The organism is Pseudomonas massiliensis, assembly GCF_000826105.1.
GTDB lineage: Bacteria > Pseudomonadota > Gammaproteobacteria > Pseudomonadales > Pseudomonadaceae > Aquipseudomonas > Aquipseudomonas massiliensis.
Map to the genome: position 1 here is coordinate 686036 of NZ_CCYK01000006.1, position 16230 is coordinate 702265.

Below are 16230 nucleotides of genomic sequence, written 5' to 3' on the forward strand. Positions count from 1 at the left end.
TCGCGCTCAAGGCCTGAAGATCCATGATTCACAACGACGTGCTGCGCAGCTTGCGCTACCTGCTCAACATCGGTGATGGCAAGCTGGTGGACATTATCCAGCTGGGTGGCCTCAACGTGCCTATCGAAGCGGTACGCAGCTATCTCAAGAAAGAAGAGGAAGCCGGCTTCACCCGCTGCCCGGACGCGGTCATGGGCCATTTTCTCGACGGGCTGGTCATTCACCGCCGCGGGCGAGACGACAGTCGTCCGCCCCAGCCCTTGCAGTTGCCGGTGACAAACAATGACATTCTGAAGAAGCTGCGCGTGGCCTTCGAACTTCGGGAAGACGACATCCGGGACATCCTGGCCGGCGTCGACTTCCCTGTCTCGAAACCGGAGCTCAGTGCATTGTTCCGCAAACAGGGCCATAACAACTATCGGCCCTGTGGCGACCAGCTGCTGCGTAACTTCCTCAAAGGCCTGACGGCTCGGCTGCGTCCCTGACATGGCTTATAGCGTCGTTCCGGTCGGCCATGTACGGTCGTGCTTCAAGGAAAAATTCGCCATTCCGCGCCAGCCCGCCCTGGCCCCGGCCGCCCGCGGCTGCCTGGAGTTGTCGCCGCCCTTCGACCGTGCCGAAGCCGTGCAAGGGCTTGAAGGGGTCAGCCATGTCTGGTTGCTGTTCATTTTCCATCAGGCTCTGGACACCGAGCCACGGTTGAAAGTGCGCCCGCCCAGGCTGGGGGGGAACCGCAGCATCGGCGTTTTCGCCAGCCGCGCTACCCACCGCCCCAACGGGATCGGTCAGTCGGTGGTAAGGCTGGACCGCATCGAGCCCGGCAAGCTATGGCTATCAGGCCTTGACCTGCTCGACGGTACGCCGGTGCTCGACATCAAGCCTTATGTTCCCTACGCGGACCAGGTTCCCGGAGCGACCAACGCCATTGCCGAGGCGCCGCCAGCCCTGCTGCCGGTAGACTGGGCCAGCGCAGCGCTGGCAGAGGCGCGGTCACACGCCCTTCGCCTTGACGAGCCCCTGGTGGCGCTGATCGAGCAATGCCTGGGGCAGGACCCGCGCCCTGCTTATCAGGTACCCAGCCCCGAGCGCACCTACGGCGTGAAGCTCTGGGATGTCGAGGTGCGCTGGCATTACCCCACCCCGGCAAGCATCCGCGTGCTGGAGGTGTTCGTCCAGGCATGAAAAAGCCGCCCGGCATGACGCGGGGCGGCTTCATGAGCCAGCGCCGATTATTTCTCGACGAAGGCCCGCTCGATCAGGTAATCACCCGGCTCGCGCATGCGCGGCGACACCTGCAGGCCGAAGCTGTCCAGCACGGCACTGGTTTCATCCAGCATGCTTGGGCTGCCGCAGATCATGGCGCGGTCATCCTGCGGGTTGATCGGCGGCAGGCCGATATCCGCGAACAGCTTGCCGCTGCGCATCAGGTCGGTGAGGCGCCCCTGGTTGCGGAAGGGCTCGCGGGTCACGGTGGGGTAGTAGATCAGCTTGTCGCGCACGCCTTCGCCGAAGAACTCGTTCTGCGGCAGGTGCTCGGTGATGAACTCATGGTAGGCGACTTCATTGGTGTAGCGCACGCCATGTACCAGAATGACCTTCTCGAAACGCTCGTAGGTTTCCGGATCCTGGATAACGCTCATGAAGGGCGCCAGGCCAGTCCCGGTACTGAGCAGATACAGGTGCTTGCCCGGCTTGAGGTCGTCGAGCACCAGCGTGCCGGTGGGCTTCTTGCTGATGATGATCTCGTCGCCTTCCTTCAGGTGCTGCAACTGCGAGGTGAGCGGGCCGTCCGGCACCTTGATGCTGAAGAACTCCAGATGCTCCTCCCAGTTCGGGCTGGCGATGGAGTAGGCACGCATCAGAGGACGACCGTTGGGCTGCTGCAGGCCGATCATCACGAACTGCCCGTTTTCGAAACGCAGGCCCGGGTCGCGGGTGCACTTGAAACTGAACAGGGTATCGTTCCAGTGATGAACACTGAGCACGCGCTCGTGGTTGAAGTTGCTCATTGAAAGAAAGGCTCCTGAAAACTCGGTACCCTGGCTGGCAGGCGCCGACGACGCGGCATGATTGCGCCGTATTCTAGATCGCGCCACAATATCTGTTAAATGAATTATCAAGATATACCTAATCGGTTATATAGATATGCGATTCACCTTGCGTCAGCTTCAGGTTTTCGTAGCGGTGGCCCAGCAGGAAAGCGTCTCCCGCGCAGCGTCCCTGCTGGCACTGTCCCAGTCTGCTGCCAGTACCTCCATCACCGAGCTGGAGCGGCAGTCCAGTTGCCAGTTGTTCGATCGTGCGGGCAAGCGTCTGAGCCTGAACGCCTTGGGGCATCAGTTGCTTCCCAAGGCCGTTGCCTTGCTGGACCAGGCAAAGGAGATCGAAGACCTGCTCAATGGCAAATCCGGCTTCGGCTCCCTGGCCGTGGGCGCGACCCTGACCATCGGCAACTACCTGGCGACCCTGCTGATCGGCAGCTTCATGCAACGGCATCCGGAAAGCCAGGTGAAGCTCCACGTCCATAACACCGCGCATATCGTGCAGCAGGTGGCTCAGCACGAACTGGACCTGGGGCTGATCGAGGGCGACTGTCACCACGGCGACATCGCTGTTCAACCTTGGGTGGAAGACGAACTGGCGGTGTTTTGTTCTCCTTCCCACCCGCTGGCCAGCAAAGGCCAGGCAAGTCTCGAGGAGCTGGTCAACGAAGCCTGGATATTGCGCGAGCAGGGCTCTGGCACGCGCCTGACCTTCGACCAGGCCATGCGTCATCATCGTTCGATGCTCAATGTGCGCCTGGAACTGGAGCATACCGAGGCGATCAAGCGCGCGGTGGAGTCCGGCCTCGGTATTGGCTGCGTATCGCGCCTGGCCCTGCGCGACGCGGTACGCCGCGGCAGCCTGGTCTACATCGCCACGCCGGAGCTTGACCTGGCGCGCCAGTTCTTCTTCATCTGGCACAAGCAGAAATACCAGACCTGCGCCATGCGGGAGTTCCTCGAATTGTGCCGCACCTTTACCGCCGGGGTTCGGCGCAGCGATGAGATCGTGCTGCAGCCCGTGGCGTGAACCGGGTCAAAGCAGCACGATGGCCCAGACGACGGCGATCATGCTCAGAGCGATCAATTGCGCGGCGCTGCCCATGTCCTTGGCGTTCTTGGACAATGGGTGACGCTCCAGGGAAATGCGATCGACCGTGGCCTCGATGGCGGAATTGATCAACTCGACGATCAACGCCAGCAGGCATGCCATTACCAATACCGCGTGCTCTACCCGGCTGACATGCAGGAAAAAGCTCAGTGGAATGAGCAGCACATTGAGTAGTACCAGCTGGCGGAACGCGGCTTCGCCGGTAAAGGCGGCGCGCAGCCCGTCCAGGGAATAGCCCGCGGCATTGAAGATACGCTTGAGGCCACGCTGGCCTTTGAAAGGGGACATGGGTCGGGCCCTGGAATTTTGGTGCTGCACCTTACCTGATCGCCTCGCCGGTTGCAGCTGTCCTTCCTTAAACGCTGACAGTGGCCAGCTGTTGCAGCAACAGCGCTGCCTGAGTACGGGTGCGCACGCCCAGCTTGCGAAAAATGGCGGTAACGTGAGCCTTGATCGTGGCTTCGGAAACGTTCAGCTCGAAGGCGATCTGCTTGTTCAGAAGGCCCTCGCATACCATGGTCAATACGCGAAACTGCTGTGGCGTCAGGCTGGCCAGCCCCTCGCCGGCCGCCCGCGCCTGCGGCGTCACTTCCACCACCTCGAAGGCTTGTGGCGGCCACCAGTCATCCCCCTCCAACACCGCCTGCACTGCGGCCTGGATGGCTTCCAGCGGGCTGGATTTGGGAATGAAGCCGCTGGCGCCGAACTCCCGTGCCTTCACTACCACGGTTGCGTCGTCCTGGGCGGAAATCATCACCACCGGTACCTGTGGATATTGCCCACGTAGCAGCACTAGCCCGGAAAGGCCATAGGCACCGGGCATGTTCAGGTCCAGCAACACCAGGTCCCAGTCGCACTTGTCTGCCAATCGCGCCTCCAATTGGGCAATGCTATCGGCCTCACGCACGCTGACCTCTTCGCCGAAGGCCAGGGTCAAGGCCTGGCTCAACGCGCTGCGAAACAGCGGGTGATCATCAGCGATCAGGATATGGTGGTGGCTGGCCATCGGAGGCGTCCTGTATGAACGGGCAAGGGCGGCCCGGAGGCCGTCAGCGGCGTGACATTTCGCCGCGGCTGAACCGGGGCCAAGCATGCCGAGGCCAGCCGGGGTGGTCAAGTTGCCTGCATTGGGGCACAGTCCGCGCTCCGGATATTGCCAAGGACGAATACGATGCAAGCCAATGCCCTGCGGGCCGACCTTCTCATGCTACTGACCGCCCTGATCTGGGGCTCGGGTTTCGTGGCACAGACCGCTGGCATGGAACATATTGGCCCATTCCTCTATTCAGGGCTGCGCTTTGCCCTCGGCGCGCTCTGCCTGCTGCCCTTGTTGTGCTGGTCGCTGCGCCAACGGCCGAACCCGGCCCCGGCGTCCAGTGGTCACTGGAGGGCAGGCACCGCCATGGGCCTGGCCCTGGCCGTGGGCATCAACCTGCAGCAATTCGGCCTGCAGTTCACCACCGTGACCAACGCCGGGTTCATCACTGGCCTCTACGTCATAGTCGTTCCCGTGGTCGGCCTGTTCCTGGGTCATCGCACCGGCGCCGGTACCTGGCTAGGAGCAGCCATGGCCGTGGTGGGGATGTACCTGCTCAGTGTCAATGAACACTTCCAGGTCGCCCCCGGGGACTGGCTGCAACTGGCGGGCGCGTTCGTCTGGGCCGGTCATGTGCTGCTGGTAGGCCAATTCGCCCGACACCATAACGTGGTCCAACTGGCTTGCATTCAGTTCCTGGTCTGCGCGCTGTTCAGCCTGGCCCTGGCGCTGGCCTTCGAACCTCTTGCCGCGGACGCTATCCTGGCCGCCCTGCCAGCCGTGGCGTACGGCGGCATGGTGGCCGCGGCGCTTGGGTACACCTTGCAAGTGGTCGCCCAGCGCCATGCCATCGCATCCCATGCGGCCATCATCTTTTCCCTCGAAGCCGTCTTCGCGGCCATGGCTGCCACCCTCCTGCTCGGTGAGGTGCTGACGCCGCGCGGTTACCTGGGATGCGCCGTGATGCTGGCGGGGATGCTCACTGCCCAGTTGTGGCCCTCCCGCGCCCGCGCCGCTATCGCCTGATCAGCCATCTCCTGGCCTGGGCAAGTTACGCTTGGCTGCCAGATAGTGCGTGCTGAACCTGTCCAGCCAGCCGTCCAACGCCTGGGCGGCTGGCTCATCTCCCGCCAACGCCAGGCACATGGCGGCCACCTCTGCCGTGCAGAAGTGGTCGTCCCGTCGCGAGCGACGCAAGCGGTAGCGGGAAATTTCCTCAGGCGCCAGGCTCAGTACCGGAAAGCCGTCCAAGTAAGGGCTTTTCCGAAACATCTTGCGCGCTTCGGTCCAGGTCGCATCCAGCAGCACGAACAGCGGGCGCTTGCCGTTCAGTGGTTCCACCTGGCTGAGCACACGGCTCTTGGGTTCAACGAACTCACCCGGGAACACCAGGTAGGGCTGATAGGCCGGGTCGGCCAGCAGGGCGAGCAACCTGGGGTCCGCTTCCGTGCGTTGCCAGCCAAAGGCGAAGGTATCCGGCACCACATCGGCGATCAGCCAACCGGTGTTGGTGGGCTTAAGGGCTTCAACGTCATGCATGAGCAGGCACACCGCCGCCTGAGCCTGCACCCAGGGGCGAAGCGCACAGATGCAATGACTGGGGATCACACGGCAACGCGGGCATCGGGCGCTCTTCGAGCCCCGGGCGATGAAAGGGCGAGTGCTGCGCGCCAGGCGTTCGGCGCGCAGGTGAAAAACGGCGTGGGACATGGTACGGCCAAGGCGGGGAGAAAGCGCGCATTCTACCACCGGCTTTTGATCGTCGGCGTGGCCGGTCGTACAGCGTATATACTGCCCGGGCCCTGGGCTGGAACATGGCCGGTTCGCACCGGTCCAACGGGCTTGCGCCCTGGGCGACATTCGACTGAGGAGGTTTCATGCCACGCTTCACCATCGCTCTTTCCCTGCTAATGGCGCTGCCCCTGGGCATGGTCCAGGCTGCTTCGCTACAGGAGTTCGGGCTTAGCAAGAAGCTCCAGAACGTAGCCCGGGAAAGCAGTGTCGGTACGCCCCGCGCCCTGAACGAAGACATCCTCGACCTGGGCTATACCGTGCAGGGTAACGAGCTGGTCGACCACCTGGCCGTGCGCCCAAGCTATGCCGAGCAGATGCGCCAGAATCCCCAGGATGTTTATCTTCAGCTGGGCGCCAGCGTTTGCCGCAACAAAGGCTATGTCGACCTGATGCGCAGCGGCGCGGTGATGCGCTATGACTTCGTAGAGAATACCAAGGCCAGGAAGCCGGTCGCCACTCACAGGTACACCGCCGCTGATTGTGGTCTCAAGCCCTGAGCTGTTCCCATCCAGGGTAGCGGCGCCTCTGCGGGGCCGTCGCTTTCCCACCAAGGAGAGGTTCAATGCCCTACCAGCACGACACAACCCTGGGCCAGCACCTTACGGAGCTTGACCCTACCCTGCTCGAGCAGGTCGATGCCCAGTTGGCTCGCCTGGCGCCGGGCAGCCCCAACACCGGCTTTTATCGGGACATGATATTGACCGCGCTGCGCATGGCCCATGAGGATCGCAGCCGGTGGCATGCCAAGATCACCTTGCAGACCGTGCGCGAACTGGACAAGGCTTTCCGCGCCCTGGAACCTCATCAGGGGCGCCGCAAGGTCACGGTTTTCGGCTCGGCGCGTACACCATGGGAACATCCCGTGTATGCCCTCGCTCGTGAGTTGGGCGCTGCCTTGGCACGAGATGGCTTCATGGTTATCACCGGAGGTGGCGGTGGGGTAATGGCGGCCGCCCATGAGGGTGCAGGAGCTGAGCACAGTCTGGGCTTCAACATCACCTTGCCTTTCGAACAACAGGCCAACCCCACTATTCATGGGTCCGAGCGCCTGTTGTCGTTTCATTTCTTCTTTGTGCGCAAGCTTTTCTTCGTGAAGGAGGCCGACGCTATCGTGCTGTGCCCAGGCGGTTTCGGCACCCTGGACGAAGCGCTCGAGGTGATAACGCTGATCCAGACAGGCAAAAGCCCCCTGGTGCCCGTGGTATTGCTGGATGCACCCGGCGGCACCTTCTGGCAGGACGCCCTGGGCTTCGTGCAGCGCCAGCTGGAATCGAACCGGTACATCCTTCCCAGCGACCTGAAACTGATGAAACTAGTGCACAGCGCCCAGGATGCCGTGGAAGAAATCAGCCAGTTCTACGCCAACTTCCACTCTTCTCGTTGGCTCAACCAGCAGTTCATCATCCGCATGCATCATCCACTGACGCCGAATGCCCTCGCGCGTCTGGAAGAAGATTTTGCCGACCTCAAGCTCGAGGGTGAGTTCGCGCAGTTCGAGCCGACCCATGAAACCGCTGACGAGCCCGAACTGGCACATCTGACTCGCCTGGTATTCAGCTTCATCAGGCGCGGCCAGGGGCGATTGCGGGAACTGGTGAACTTCATCAACCAACAGGAAAACTGGGCCAGGCCCTGATATGAAAGGGGGCCGGACGCCTTGGCGCCCAGCCCCACTGTCAATCTCGCCCGCTCAAGAGGCGGCCGACCATGTCCATGGAATAGCCCCGGTAGAGCAGGTATCGAGTCTGCCGCGCCCGTTCCTTGGCATCGCTTGGCGCGCGACCATCGAACTTGCGTTCCCAGAGATCACGCAGCAATGCGGGCCAATCCAGCGCGCTTTCGCGCAGTGCCTGTTCCACATCACTGCGTTGAAGACCTCGCTGCGTCAACTCCTCGCGGATACGGGCGGGCCCATGACCCGAACGCGCCCGATAACTGATGAAGCTTTCCAGGTAACGGGCCTCCGAGAGCAAACCTTCTTCGGCCAACCGATCCAGAGCACCAGCGATCAGCTCAGCGGGCGCGCCTTTTTGCCGGAGCTTGCGCTCCAACTCAACGCGCCCGTGCTCACGCCGCGCAAGCAAATCCATGGCGGCTCGGCGGACGGCAACAGGGGTATCAAGCACCAAGGTTGCCATTCACAGCCGCCAGAACAGGTCAGAAGTCGCTTTCGGCATCGACCGCTTCATCCGCAGCCACGGCACCGCGCTTGGCTTCAGGCGAAGGCGCAGGCGCCGCGCTCAACAGCTTGTCGCGGATCTGCTTTTCCAACGCGGCCTTCACTTCCGGATTCTCTTCCAGGTACTTGGCAGCGTTGGCCTTGCCCTGGCCGATCTTGTTGCCCTGGTACGCATACCAGGCGCCGGATTTGTCGATCAGCCCGTTGGCAACGCCAAGGTCGATGATCTCGCCGTTCAGGTAGATGCCCTTGCCGTACAGAATCTGGAACTCGGCCTGGCGGAATGGCGGCGACACCTTGTTCTTGACCACCTTGACGCGGGTTTCGCTACCAACGATATCGTCGCCTTCCTTCACCGAGCCAGTGCGACGGATATCCAGACGAACCGATGCGTAGAATTTCAGCGCGTTACCACCAGTGGTGGTTTCCGGGCTACCGAACATGACACCGATCTTCATGCGGATCTGGTTGATGAAGATCACCAGGCAATTGGCGGTCTTGATGTTACCGGTGATCTTGCGAAGGGCCTGGGACATCAGGCGAGCCTGCAAGCCCACGTGCATGTCGCCCATTTCGCCTTCGATTTCCGCCTTGGGCACAAGAGCCGCCACGGAGTCGACGATGATCACGTCCACCGCGTTGGACCGCACCAGCATATCGGTGATTTCCAGCGCCTGCTCACCGGTGTCCGGCTGCGACACCAGGAGATCGTCGACATTGACGCCCAACTTGCCGGCGTATTCCGGGTCCAGCGCATGCTCGGCGTCGACGAAGGCGCAGGTGGCGCCGGCGCGCTGGGCCTGGGCGATGACCGACAGGGTCAGGGTGGTTTTACCGGACGACTCAGGCCCGTAGATTTCAACTATACGGCCCTTTGGCAGGCCGCCGATGCCCAGCGCGATGTCCAGGCCGAGCGAGCCGGTGGAAATGGCCGGGATGGCTGACCGTTCATGGTCACCCATGCGCATCACGGCTCCCTTGCCGAACTGACGCTCGATCTGACCCAAGGCCGCAGCCAAGGCACGCTTCTTGTTGTCGTCCATAGATATCCTCACGATTTCGACAAGGCCCACAGCGCGCGAAGCGCGGCCTGCATCTGGCCAATTACTGTATAAGTAGACAGTATTATACACGCCTTATGACGGCCGCCTACCCCTGAACGGGTTTTTCTCCATTGGCCAAGGCCAGTAATCCTTGGAGCGCGGCGACGACGGTTTGCTCCCTTACAGCCTGTCGATTACCGGGAAACTGACGCCGCGCGGCAAAGACTGCCCCGCCATCGGCCCAGGCCAGCCAGACCGTGCCCACAGGCTTGGCCTGCGAGCCGCCACCCGGGCCGGCGATACCGCTCACGGCCACGGCAAAGCGAGCTTCGGCCCTGGCCGCCGCGCCGCGCGCCATGGCGATGACCACCTCCTCGCTGACCGCTCCCACCCGATCGAACACGGACGCGGCAACGCCCAACTGCAATTGCTTCTGCCGGTTCGAATAGGTGACGAACCCAGCCTCGAACCAGGATGAGCTTCCGGCCACACGGGTGATCGCTTCGGCAATACCGCCACCGGTACAGGACTCGGCCGTAGTGACCGATGCATCCAGTGCCAGCAGGCGTTGGCCAAGGGTAGTGGCCAGATGGGTTATTTCATCCATGGAGGAAACCTCGAGTGGGCAGAGGGCAAGTTGCACAGGGACTTTCCAACGCTCGCGGCTCGCTGTCCAGCGTCCATGCGCAACCAGGGATGACAAAGGTCGGCATCTGGAAGACTAAAGAATGCCGCCATGGTTGAATCGGTCCTTTAAGCCAGAATGCCACAGTTTCGAGCCTGAAAAGCTCTCGCGTTTCGTCGCGCCAGGGGAGCCCGCCGGCCTAGGCCCAGTCACATTCAATGCGTGACCTAAACTAACCCCTGAGGAGTAAGGATCATGACCGACAAACAAGATAAGCAACAAGGCAAGATGACCGTGGAAGAAGCTGGTCGTAAAGGGGGCCAAGCCACGGCCGAATCCCACGGCAGCGAGTTCTATCAGGAAATCGGCAGCAAGGGTGGCCAGAACAGCGGTGGCAACTTCGCCAATGACCGCGAGCGCGCCAGCGAAGCCGGCAGCAAGGGCGGTCAGAACAGCGGCGGCAATAACCAGAAAAGCGGAGGCGGCAGCCAGAACAGCGGCGGCAACTTCGCCAACGATCGCGAGAAAGCCAGCGAGGCCGGGCGCAAGGGCGGCCAGAACAGCGGCGGCGGCAATCGCAACCAGGAATGAGGCCGGGCGACTTGCCTGAGCCATGAGCGCGAGCCCGGCCTTGCCGGGCTCCTCTCTGACCCCGCCCTAACCAAGGCATGAGTCAACGGCTTCCAATGCCCGGATAGCGTCGGCCAGCCCTTTCTTTGCAGACGCGTTCATGCCTGAGCCCGTATCGGCATTCAATGACCAGGTGAAAACCTAGTACCATGGGCGGCTTCGCCCCATGTTGAACGTAGCCGAGCCAAGCCCCTGAATGTCTGACCTGTCCAACCATACCCCGATGATGCAGCAGTACTGGAAGCTCAAGCATCAGCATCCAGATCAGCTCATGTTCTATCGCATGGGCGACTTCTACGAAATCTTCTACGAAGATGCCAAGAAAGCGGCCAAGCTGCTGGATATCACCCTGACCGCGCGTGGTCAGTCCGCCGGGCAGTCCATTCCCATGTGCGGTATCCCGTATCACGCGGCCGAAGGCTACCTGGCCAAGCTGGTCAAGTTGGGGGAATCGGTCGTCATTTGCGAACAGATCGGCGACCCGGCTACCAGCAAGGGGCCAGTAGAGCGGCAGGTGGTACGGATCATCACGCCTGGAACGGTGAGCGACGAAGCCTTGCTCGATGAGCGCCGCGACAATCTGATCGCTGCCCTGCTTGGCGATGAGCGCCTGTTCGGGCTGGCTGTGCTGGATATCACCAGCGGCCAGTTCATCGTGCAGGAACTCAAAGGTTGGGAGCACCTGCTGGCCGAACTGGAGCGGATCAACCCGGTCGAGCTGCTGATTCCCGACGACTGGCCCCAGGGGCTGCCCGCGGAAAAGCGCCGGGGCTCGCGCCGACGCGCACCCTGGGAATTCGAGCGCGACACCGCTAGGAAGCTGTTATGCCAGCAGTTCGGCACCCAGGACCTCAAAGGCTTTGGCTGTGAGCAACTGACCCTGGCCATTGGCGCCGCTGGCTGCCTGCTGGCCTATGCGCGCGAAACCCAGCGCACCGCTCTGCCCCACCTACGCAGCCTACGGCATGAACGACTGGACGACACCGTGGTGCTGGATGCCGCTACGCGGCGCAACCTAGAACTGGACGTCAACCTCAGCGGTGGTCGCGACAACACCTTGCAATCAGTGCTGGACCGCTGCCAGACGGCCATGGGCAGCCGCCTGCTCACCCGCTGGCTGAACCGCCCGCTGCGCGACCTCAAGGTACTCAACGCTCGCCAGCGTTCCATCGCCTGCCTGCTGGAAAACTATCGCTTCGAGGGCTTGCAGCCGCGGCTCAAGGACATAGGCGACCTGGAACGTATCCTGGCGCGCATCGGCCTGCGCAATGCTCGTCCCCGGGACCTGGCGCGGCTGCGCGACGCCCTGGCCGCCTTGCCCGAACTGCAGAACCACATGGCTGATCTGGAGGCGCCACATCTGGCGCAATTGGCGACCATTGCCGGCACCTACCCTGAACTGGCGTCGTTGCTCGAACGAGCCGTCATCGACACGCCGCCAGCGGTAATTCGCGATGGCGGAGTGCTCAAGGCCGGCTACGATCCGGAGCTGGACGAACTGCTTGCGCTGAGCGAAAACGCCGGGCAGTTCCTGATCGATCTGGAAGCACGGGAAAAGGCCCGTACCGGCCTGGCCAATCTCAAGGTCGGCTACAACCGGGTGCACGGTTACTTCATCGAATTGCCCAGCAAGCAGGCCGAACAGGCCCCGGGCGACTACATTCGCCGGCAGACGCTCAAGGGCGCGGAACGCTTCATCACCCCGGAGCTCAAGGCTTTCGAAGACAAGGCCCTGTCCGCGAAAACCCGGGCGCTGGCTCGGGAGAAAATGCTCTACGAGGCGCTGCTGGAAACCCTGATCGGCCACTTGGCGCCCCTGCAGGACACCGCGGCGGCCCTGGCGGAGCTGGATGTGCTGAGCAATCTGGCCGAGCGTGCCCTGACCCTGGACCTGAACTGCCCCAGCTTCGTCGATGAGCCGTGCATCCGCATCGACCAGGGGCGCCACCCTGTCGTGGAACAAGTGCTGACCACGCCGTTCGTAGCCAATGACCTGACCCTGGACAACCAGACACGGATGCTGGTGATCACCGGCCCGAACATGGGTGGTAAGTCCACTTACATGCGGCAGACAGCGCTGATCGTACTGCTGGCTCATATCGGCGCCTTCGTGCCCGCGGCACGCTGCGAGCTGTCACTGGTAGACCGCATCTTCACCCGCATCGGCTCGAGCGACGACCTGGCCGGTGGACGTTCGACCTTCATGGTGGAGATGAGCGAGACCGCCAATATCCTGCATAACGCCACGGATGCCAGCTTGGTGCTGATGGACGAGGTCGGCCGAGGCACCAGCACCTTCGACGGCTTGTCCCTGGCCTGGGCCGCGGCTGAAAGACTGGCTCAGCTCAAGGCATTCACCCTGTTCGCCACTCACTATTTCGAGCTCACGGTGCTGCCGGAGAGCGAGCCAGTGGTAACCAACGTGCACCTCAATGCTACCGAGCACAATGAGCGCATCGTGTTCCTGCACCATGTGCTGCCAGGGCCGGCCAGCCAGAGCTATGGGCTGGCGGTGGCACAGCTGGCAGGCGTGCCCGCCGCGGTGATCCAGCGCGCCCGGGATCACCTGGCTCGGCTGGAAACCGCCAGCCTGCCCAAGGAGCCTGTCAACCGCAAGCCAGGGAAGGCCCAGGTGCCGCACCAGAGTGACCTTTTTGCGCAACTGCCTCACCCGGTGCTCGATGAACTGGCCAAGCTCGATGTGGATAGCCTCACACCCCGCGCGGCACTGGAGCTGCTCTATACATTGAAGAACCGGGTCTAACGCGCAGCCCATCAAGCTGATAGAATCCCGCGCGGTTTGGGAAGTCCACCGTCAGTGGCCCGCGCGGGCCGCTTGTGGCGATCAGCCTGGCGCCAGACCAGCACCCCGAACCTGCCCGGGCCCAGCCGTGGGGCCCGAGACAGCCGCCTGAGGAGAGAGAGTGAAATGACCTTCGTCGTCACCGACAACTGCATCAAGTGCAAGTACACCGACTGCGTAGAAGTGTGTCCGGTGGATTGCTTTTACGAAGGCCCGAACTTCCTGGTGATTCACCCGGATGAATGCATCGATTGCGCCTTGTGCGAACCCGAATGCCCCGCCCAGGCCATCTTCTCCGAAGACGAAGTGCCGGACGACATGCAGGAATTCATTGCGTTGAACGCCGAGTTGGCAGAGGTATGGCCGAACATCACCGAGCGTAAGGACGCCCTGCCGGAAGCCGAGGAATTCGATGGGGTGAAGGGCAAGATCAAGGACCTGGTGCGCTGACGCAGGCACTGGCTACTGGTTTTCTCGCAGGCAATAAAAAGGGGGGGTTAACCCCCCCCGTATCGTCGTCCCTGGTCCTTGTGCTTCCTACATCGTCCTGATGAATCGCATCATGCGATGTCCTGGCTACCTTCCTGGCGGCCTGTGTCTGTCCCTAGACACAGTTCCAATAATAGGGCCTTGAGCCTGCCAGGCAAGCCACCCAGTTTTTCAAAAAAAGACCGAGTTCAAGGTGTTACAACAATAAAACGCCGATTTTTCAACGGATTAAGAATTCGCTTAGTTCATTAAAGAAGTTTTTCACAAGTTGAGATGGCGTTTGCTTACGTTAGATGTAAGCATTTTCCTACCCAAACTGTAGTCACGCTTCACCGGACCTCGCCACGATGCCGGGGGCAAAACAGCTCCTGTCGCTTTTCAATTGGGCAAAACAAAGCCCGAAGCAAAGCTTCGGGCTTTGTTGTCGCAGGCGAGCGTGCTACTGGAAAAGAGACTCGCTGGAAAGGCCATTGCGCTCGAGTATTTCCCGCAGCCGCTTGAGCCCTTCCACCTGGATCTGCCGCACCCTTTCCCGAGTGAGTCCGATCTCCAGGCCCACATCTTCCAGCGTGCTGCTTTCATGACCCCTGAGGCCGAAGCGACGGACTACCACCTCACGCTGCTTATCAGTGAGTTCCGAGAGCCATTGGTCGATGCTCTGCGACAGGTCGTCGTCCTGCAGGAGTTCGCAAGGGTCAGTCGGGCGGTCATCGGTCAGGGTATCGAGTAGGGTCTTGTCCGAATCCGGGCCAAGGGAGACATCCACGGAGGACACGCGCTCGTTCAGCCCGAGCATGCGCTTGACCTCGCACACGGGTTTTTCCAGCAGCGCGGCGATTTCTTCAGGGGACGGCTCGTGGTCGAGCTTCTGCGTCAGTTCGCGAGCAGCGCGCAAATAGACGTTCAATTCCTTGACCACATGGATCGGCAGGCGGATGGTGCGGGTCTGGTTCATGATCGCCCGCTCGATGGTCTGGCGAATCCACCAGGTTGCGTAGGTTGAGAAACGGAAGCCGCGTTCGGGGTCGAACTTTTCCACCGCCCGGATGAGTCCGAGGTTGCCCTCCTCGATCAGGTCGAGCAGGGATAGCCCCCGATTGACATAGCGACGGGCAATCTTGACCACCAGCCTGAGGTTGCTCTCGATCATTCGCTTGCGCCCGGCGGGGTCACCTTTCTGGGAGAGCCGGGCGAAGTGGACTTCTTCCTCGGGGGAAAGAAGCGGCGAGAAGCCGATTTCGTTCAGATAGAGTTGGGTAGCATCAAGCGCGCGGGTGTAGTCAATGTACTTGTGCTGCTTGAGCGAGGAAGACTGCCTGGCCTTGGGGCGTACCGCCGGTACCGGGGTATCCTCTTCAATGGCCGTGTCCAGGACGATGCCGGTTTCGACCAACAGCACCTCATCGTCGATGTCAAACTCCGGCGCTTCTCTATTAAGAGCCATTGTTATAGTCCCTTGCTGAGTTCGACCTCAAGCCCAAGCGCGCCTGGTTTCCATGGCTGCGCAGGAGCCTGTCCCCACTACGTGGTCAGCGACAGGCTGCAGCATCGATCAACGTCGCGGCAGAAATTGCATAGGGTCTACCGGTTTGCCCTGACGGCGAATCTCAAAGTGCAGCTTTACTCGATCCGTCCCCGTTGAGCCCATTTCGGCAATCGTCTGCCCGGCTTTGACTTGCTGCCCCTCCCGAACCAATAGCCTACGGTTATGACCATAGGCACTCACGTAGGTGTCACTGTGTTTGATGATCACCAACTCGCCGTAGCCCCGAAGTCCACTCCCGGCGTACACCACGGATCCATCAGACGCAGCGAAAACAGGCTGTCCCAAATCCCCCGCGATATCAATTCCTTTATTCAAACTACCGTTTGAAGCGAATTTGCCTATCAAGACGCCATTTGCAGGCCAGGTCCAACCGCCCGCCACCACTTCGCCAGCAGGGACGGGAGTAGGTTCCGCAACGCCTGGCGAAGCGGCGCCGGCGCCTGAAACCCCCGCTGTTGCGGGGGTGGCAGTGACGACTGGACGACGAATGACGGTTGTGGTGCTGGAAGAGGATGTCGAGGTACTGCGAGTCACGACAGTTGCAGGTGCGCTGGTAACCGCAGCGGTGCCCCCTGATGCACCGTCGAAGCGCAGCGCCTGGCCCGGACGAATGGTATAGGGTGGCGGAATGTTATTACGGGCTGCCAGGGCCTTGTAGTCCCAGCCATACCGGAAGGCGATCGCATAGAGGGTGTCCCCGCGCTTGACCACATATTGCCCTGTCGTGACCTGAGGACGCTGCGGCTGAGCCGCTCGGTCCACTACACGCACACCACTGCTGGGCGTGCTCGAGCAGCCTGCCAGCAAGGCCAGGCCAGCCAGGCCGATGAGCAGGCGTGCCTTCCACCGCGCGCCACAGCGCTGGCCAGTTACTATCAGACTCACCCGTTGCTCCCTTTGGATGGTGAATGAACGGCCGGCATTATAACCGA

General features: G+C 61.7%; 18 protein-coding genes. 9 read left to right on the forward strand and 9 right to left on the reverse strand.

Annotated features, from left to right (window positions below; translation table 11 throughout):
- The first annotated feature begins 23 nt into the window (after positions 1-23).
- Both BN1188_RS09175 and tsaA read left to right on the forward strand, forming a co-directional pair.
- The gene (locus BN1188_RS09175) at positions 24-485 is read left to right on the forward strand and encodes a YehS family protein (RefSeq protein ID WP_040261092.1); all 462 of its coding nucleotides are present in this window, start codon (positions 24-26) and stop codon (positions 483-485) included.
- Between the two features lies 1 nt (position 486).
- Positions 487-1182 (forward strand): tRNA (N6-threonylcarbamoyladenosine(37)-N6)-methyltransferase TrmO, encoded by a 696-nt coding sequence (tsaA, locus tag BN1188_RS09180; protein ID WP_040261093.1) that lies wholly within the window; start codon positions 487-489, stop codon positions 1180-1182.
- A 47-nt stretch (positions 1183-1229) separates the two neighbouring features.
- Here the strand turns inward: tsaA and fpr are convergent, their stop codons facing one another.
- A complete protein-coding gene (gene fpr / locus BN1188_RS09185; protein WP_040261094.1) occupies positions 1230-2009 on the reverse strand; it encodes a ferredoxin-NADP reductase in 780 nt (259 codons plus the stop codon).
- Positions 2010-2145: 136 nt separating this feature from the next.
- Here fpr and BN1188_RS09190 point away from each other — a divergent pair, with 136 nt between their 5' ends.
- Positions 2146-3072, forward strand: a complete 927-nt coding sequence (locus BN1188_RS09190; protein WP_040261095.1) for a LysR family transcriptional regulator — start codon at positions 2146-2148, stop codon at positions 3070-3072.
- Between the two features lie 6 nt (positions 3073-3078).
- On the opposite strand, the gene BN1188_RS09195 is transcribed toward BN1188_RS09190, so the two are convergent.
- Together BN1188_RS09195 and erdR are read right to left on the reverse strand one after the other, a co-directional pair.
- Positions 3079-3441, reverse strand: coding sequence for a diacylglycerol kinase (locus BN1188_RS09195; RefSeq protein WP_040261096.1), 363 nt, complete (start codon positions 3439-3441; stop codon positions 3079-3081).
- Between the two features lie 67 nt (positions 3442-3508).
- Complete coding sequence (erdR, locus tag BN1188_RS09200; protein ID WP_040261097.1) at positions 3509-4159, reverse strand: response regulator transcription factor ErdR; 651 nt, start codon at positions 4157-4159, stop codon at positions 3509-3511.
- Between the two features lie 165 nt (positions 4160-4324).
- On the opposite strand from erdR, the gene BN1188_RS09205 reads away from it, so the two are divergent.
- The gene (locus BN1188_RS09205; RefSeq protein WP_040261098.1) at positions 4325-5215 is read left to right on the forward strand and encodes a DMT family transporter; all 891 of its coding nucleotides are present in this window, start codon (positions 4325-4327) and stop codon (positions 5213-5215) included.
- Here BN1188_RS09205 and BN1188_RS09210 read toward each other — a convergent pair whose 3' ends face one another.
- Complete coding sequence (locus BN1188_RS09210) at positions 5216-5899, reverse strand: tRNA-uridine aminocarboxypropyltransferase (RefSeq protein WP_040261099.1); 684 nt, start codon at positions 5897-5899, stop codon at positions 5216-5218. It lies immediately after the preceding gene.
- Positions 5900-6066: 167 nt separating this feature from the next.
- Here BN1188_RS09210 and BN1188_RS09215 point away from each other — a divergent pair, with 167 nt between their 5' ends.
- Together BN1188_RS09215 and BN1188_RS09220 are read left to right on the forward strand one after the other, a co-directional pair.
- A complete protein-coding gene (locus tag BN1188_RS09215; RefSeq protein ID WP_040261100.1) occupies positions 6067-6480 on the forward strand; it encodes a PA3611 family quorum-sensing-regulated virulence factor in 414 nt (137 codons plus the stop codon).
- A 65-nt stretch (positions 6481-6545) separates the two neighbouring features.
- Complete coding sequence (locus BN1188_RS09220) at positions 6546-7619, forward strand: LOG family protein (RefSeq protein ID WP_040261447.1); 1074 nt, start codon at positions 6546-6548, stop codon at positions 7617-7619.
- 40 nt (positions 7620-7659) lie between these two features.
- On the opposite strand, the gene recX is transcribed toward BN1188_RS09220, so the two are convergent.
- From recX to BN1188_RS09235, 3 genes are all read right to left on the reverse strand, one after another.
- Positions 7660-8121 (reverse strand): recombination regulator RecX, encoded by a 462-nt coding sequence (recX, locus tag BN1188_RS09225; protein ID WP_040261101.1) that lies wholly within the window; start codon positions 8119-8121, stop codon positions 7660-7662.
- Positions 8122-8140: 19 nt separating this feature from the next.
- Positions 8141-9205, reverse strand: coding sequence for a recombinase RecA (gene recA / locus BN1188_RS09230; protein ID WP_040261102.1), 1065 nt, complete (start codon positions 9203-9205; stop codon positions 8141-8143).
- A gap of 106 nt (positions 9206-9311) precedes the next feature.
- Positions 9312-9812, reverse strand: a complete 501-nt coding sequence (locus BN1188_RS09235; RefSeq protein WP_040261103.1) for a nicotinamide-nucleotide amidohydrolase family protein — start codon at positions 9810-9812, stop codon at positions 9312-9314.
- Positions 9813-10085: 273 nt separating this feature from the next.
- On the opposite strand from BN1188_RS09235, the gene BN1188_RS09240 reads away from it, so the two are divergent.
- From BN1188_RS09240 to fdxA, 3 genes are all read left to right on the forward strand, one after another.
- Positions 10086-10421 carry a con-10 family general stress protein gene (locus tag BN1188_RS09240; protein ID WP_040261104.1) on the forward strand — a complete coding sequence of 112 codons (336 nt, stop codon included), beginning with the start codon at positions 10086-10088 and terminating at the stop codon, positions 10419-10421.
- A gap of 235 nt (positions 10422-10656) precedes the next feature.
- A complete protein-coding gene (gene mutS, locus BN1188_RS09245; protein WP_040261105.1) occupies positions 10657-13224 on the forward strand; it encodes a DNA mismatch repair protein MutS in 2568 nt (855 codons plus the stop codon).
- A gap of 165 nt (positions 13225-13389) precedes the next feature.
- Positions 13390-13713 carry a ferredoxin FdxA gene (gene fdxA, locus BN1188_RS09250; protein WP_040261106.1) on the forward strand — a complete coding sequence of 108 codons (324 nt, stop codon included), beginning with the start codon at positions 13390-13392 and terminating at the stop codon, positions 13711-13713.
- A 478-nt stretch (positions 13714-14191) separates the two neighbouring features.
- On the opposite strand, the gene rpoS is transcribed toward fdxA, so the two are convergent.
- Both rpoS and BN1188_RS09260 read right to left on the reverse strand, forming a co-directional pair.
- Positions 14192-15196, reverse strand: coding sequence for an RNA polymerase sigma factor RpoS (rpoS, locus tag BN1188_RS09255; protein WP_040261107.1), 1005 nt, complete (start codon positions 15194-15196; stop codon positions 14192-14194).
- A gap of 108 nt (positions 15197-15304) precedes the next feature.
- Positions 15305-16183, reverse strand: coding sequence for a peptidoglycan DD-metalloendopeptidase family protein (locus tag BN1188_RS09260; protein WP_040261448.1), 879 nt, complete (start codon positions 16181-16183; stop codon positions 15305-15307).
- Positions 16184-16230: the final 47 nt, after the last annotated feature.

Excerpts from the sequence above, each read along its gene's own strand:
- BN1188_RS09175 (WP_040261092.1), top strand. The coding sequence starts at position 24 with ATGATTCACAACGACGTGCTGCGCAGCTTGCGCTACCTGCTCAACATC.
- tsaA (WP_040261093.1), top strand. The coding sequence starts at position 487 with ATGGCTTATAGCGTCGTTCCGGTCGGCCATGTACGGTCGTGCTTCAAG.
- fpr (WP_040261094.1), bottom strand. The coding sequence starts at position 2,009 with ATGAGCAACTTCAACCACGAGCGCGTGCTCAGTGTTCATCACTGGAAC.
- BN1188_RS09190 (WP_040261095.1), top strand. The coding sequence starts at position 2,146 with ATGCGATTCACCTTGCGTCAGCTTCAGGTTTTCGTAGCGGTGGCCCAG.
- BN1188_RS09195 (WP_040261096.1), bottom strand. The coding sequence starts at position 3,441 with ATGTCCCCTTTCAAAGGCCAGCGTGGCCTCAAGCGTATCTTCAATGCC.
- erdR (WP_040261097.1), bottom strand. The coding sequence starts at position 4,159 with ATGGCCAGCCACCACCATATCCTGATCGCTGATGATCACCCGCTGTTT.
- BN1188_RS09205 (WP_040261098.1), top strand. The coding sequence starts at position 4,325 with ATGCAAGCCAATGCCCTGCGGGCCGACCTTCTCATGCTACTGACCGCC.
- BN1188_RS09210 (WP_040261099.1), bottom strand. The coding sequence starts at position 5,899 with ATGTCCCACGCCGTTTTTCACCTGCGCGCCGAACGCCTGGCGCGCAGC.
- BN1188_RS09215 (WP_040261100.1), top strand. The coding sequence starts at position 6,067 with ATGCCACGCTTCACCATCGCTCTTTCCCTGCTAATGGCGCTGCCCCTG.
- BN1188_RS09220 (WP_040261447.1), top strand. The coding sequence starts at position 6,546 with ATGCCCTACCAGCACGACACAACCCTGGGCCAGCACCTTACGGAGCTT.
- recX (WP_040261101.1), bottom strand. The coding sequence starts at position 8,121 with ATGGCAACCTTGGTGCTTGATACCCCTGTTGCCGTCCGCCGAGCCGCC.
- recA (WP_040261102.1), bottom strand. The coding sequence starts at position 9,205 with ATGGACGACAACAAGAAGCGTGCCTTGGCTGCGGCCTTGGGTCAGATC.
- BN1188_RS09235 (WP_040261103.1), bottom strand. The coding sequence starts at position 9,812 with ATGGATGAAATAACCCATCTGGCCACTACCCTTGGCCAACGCCTGCTG.
- BN1188_RS09240 (WP_040261104.1), top strand. The coding sequence starts at position 10,086 with ATGACCGACAAACAAGATAAGCAACAAGGCAAGATGACCGTGGAAGAA.
- mutS (WP_040261105.1), top strand. The coding sequence starts at position 10,657 with ATGTCTGACCTGTCCAACCATACCCCGATGATGCAGCAGTACTGGAAG.
- fdxA (WP_040261106.1), top strand. The coding sequence starts at position 13,390 with ATGACCTTCGTCGTCACCGACAACTGCATCAAGTGCAAGTACACCGAC.
- rpoS (WP_040261107.1), bottom strand. The coding sequence starts at position 15,196 with ATGGCTCTTAATAGAGAAGCGCCGGAGTTTGACATCGACGATGAGGTG.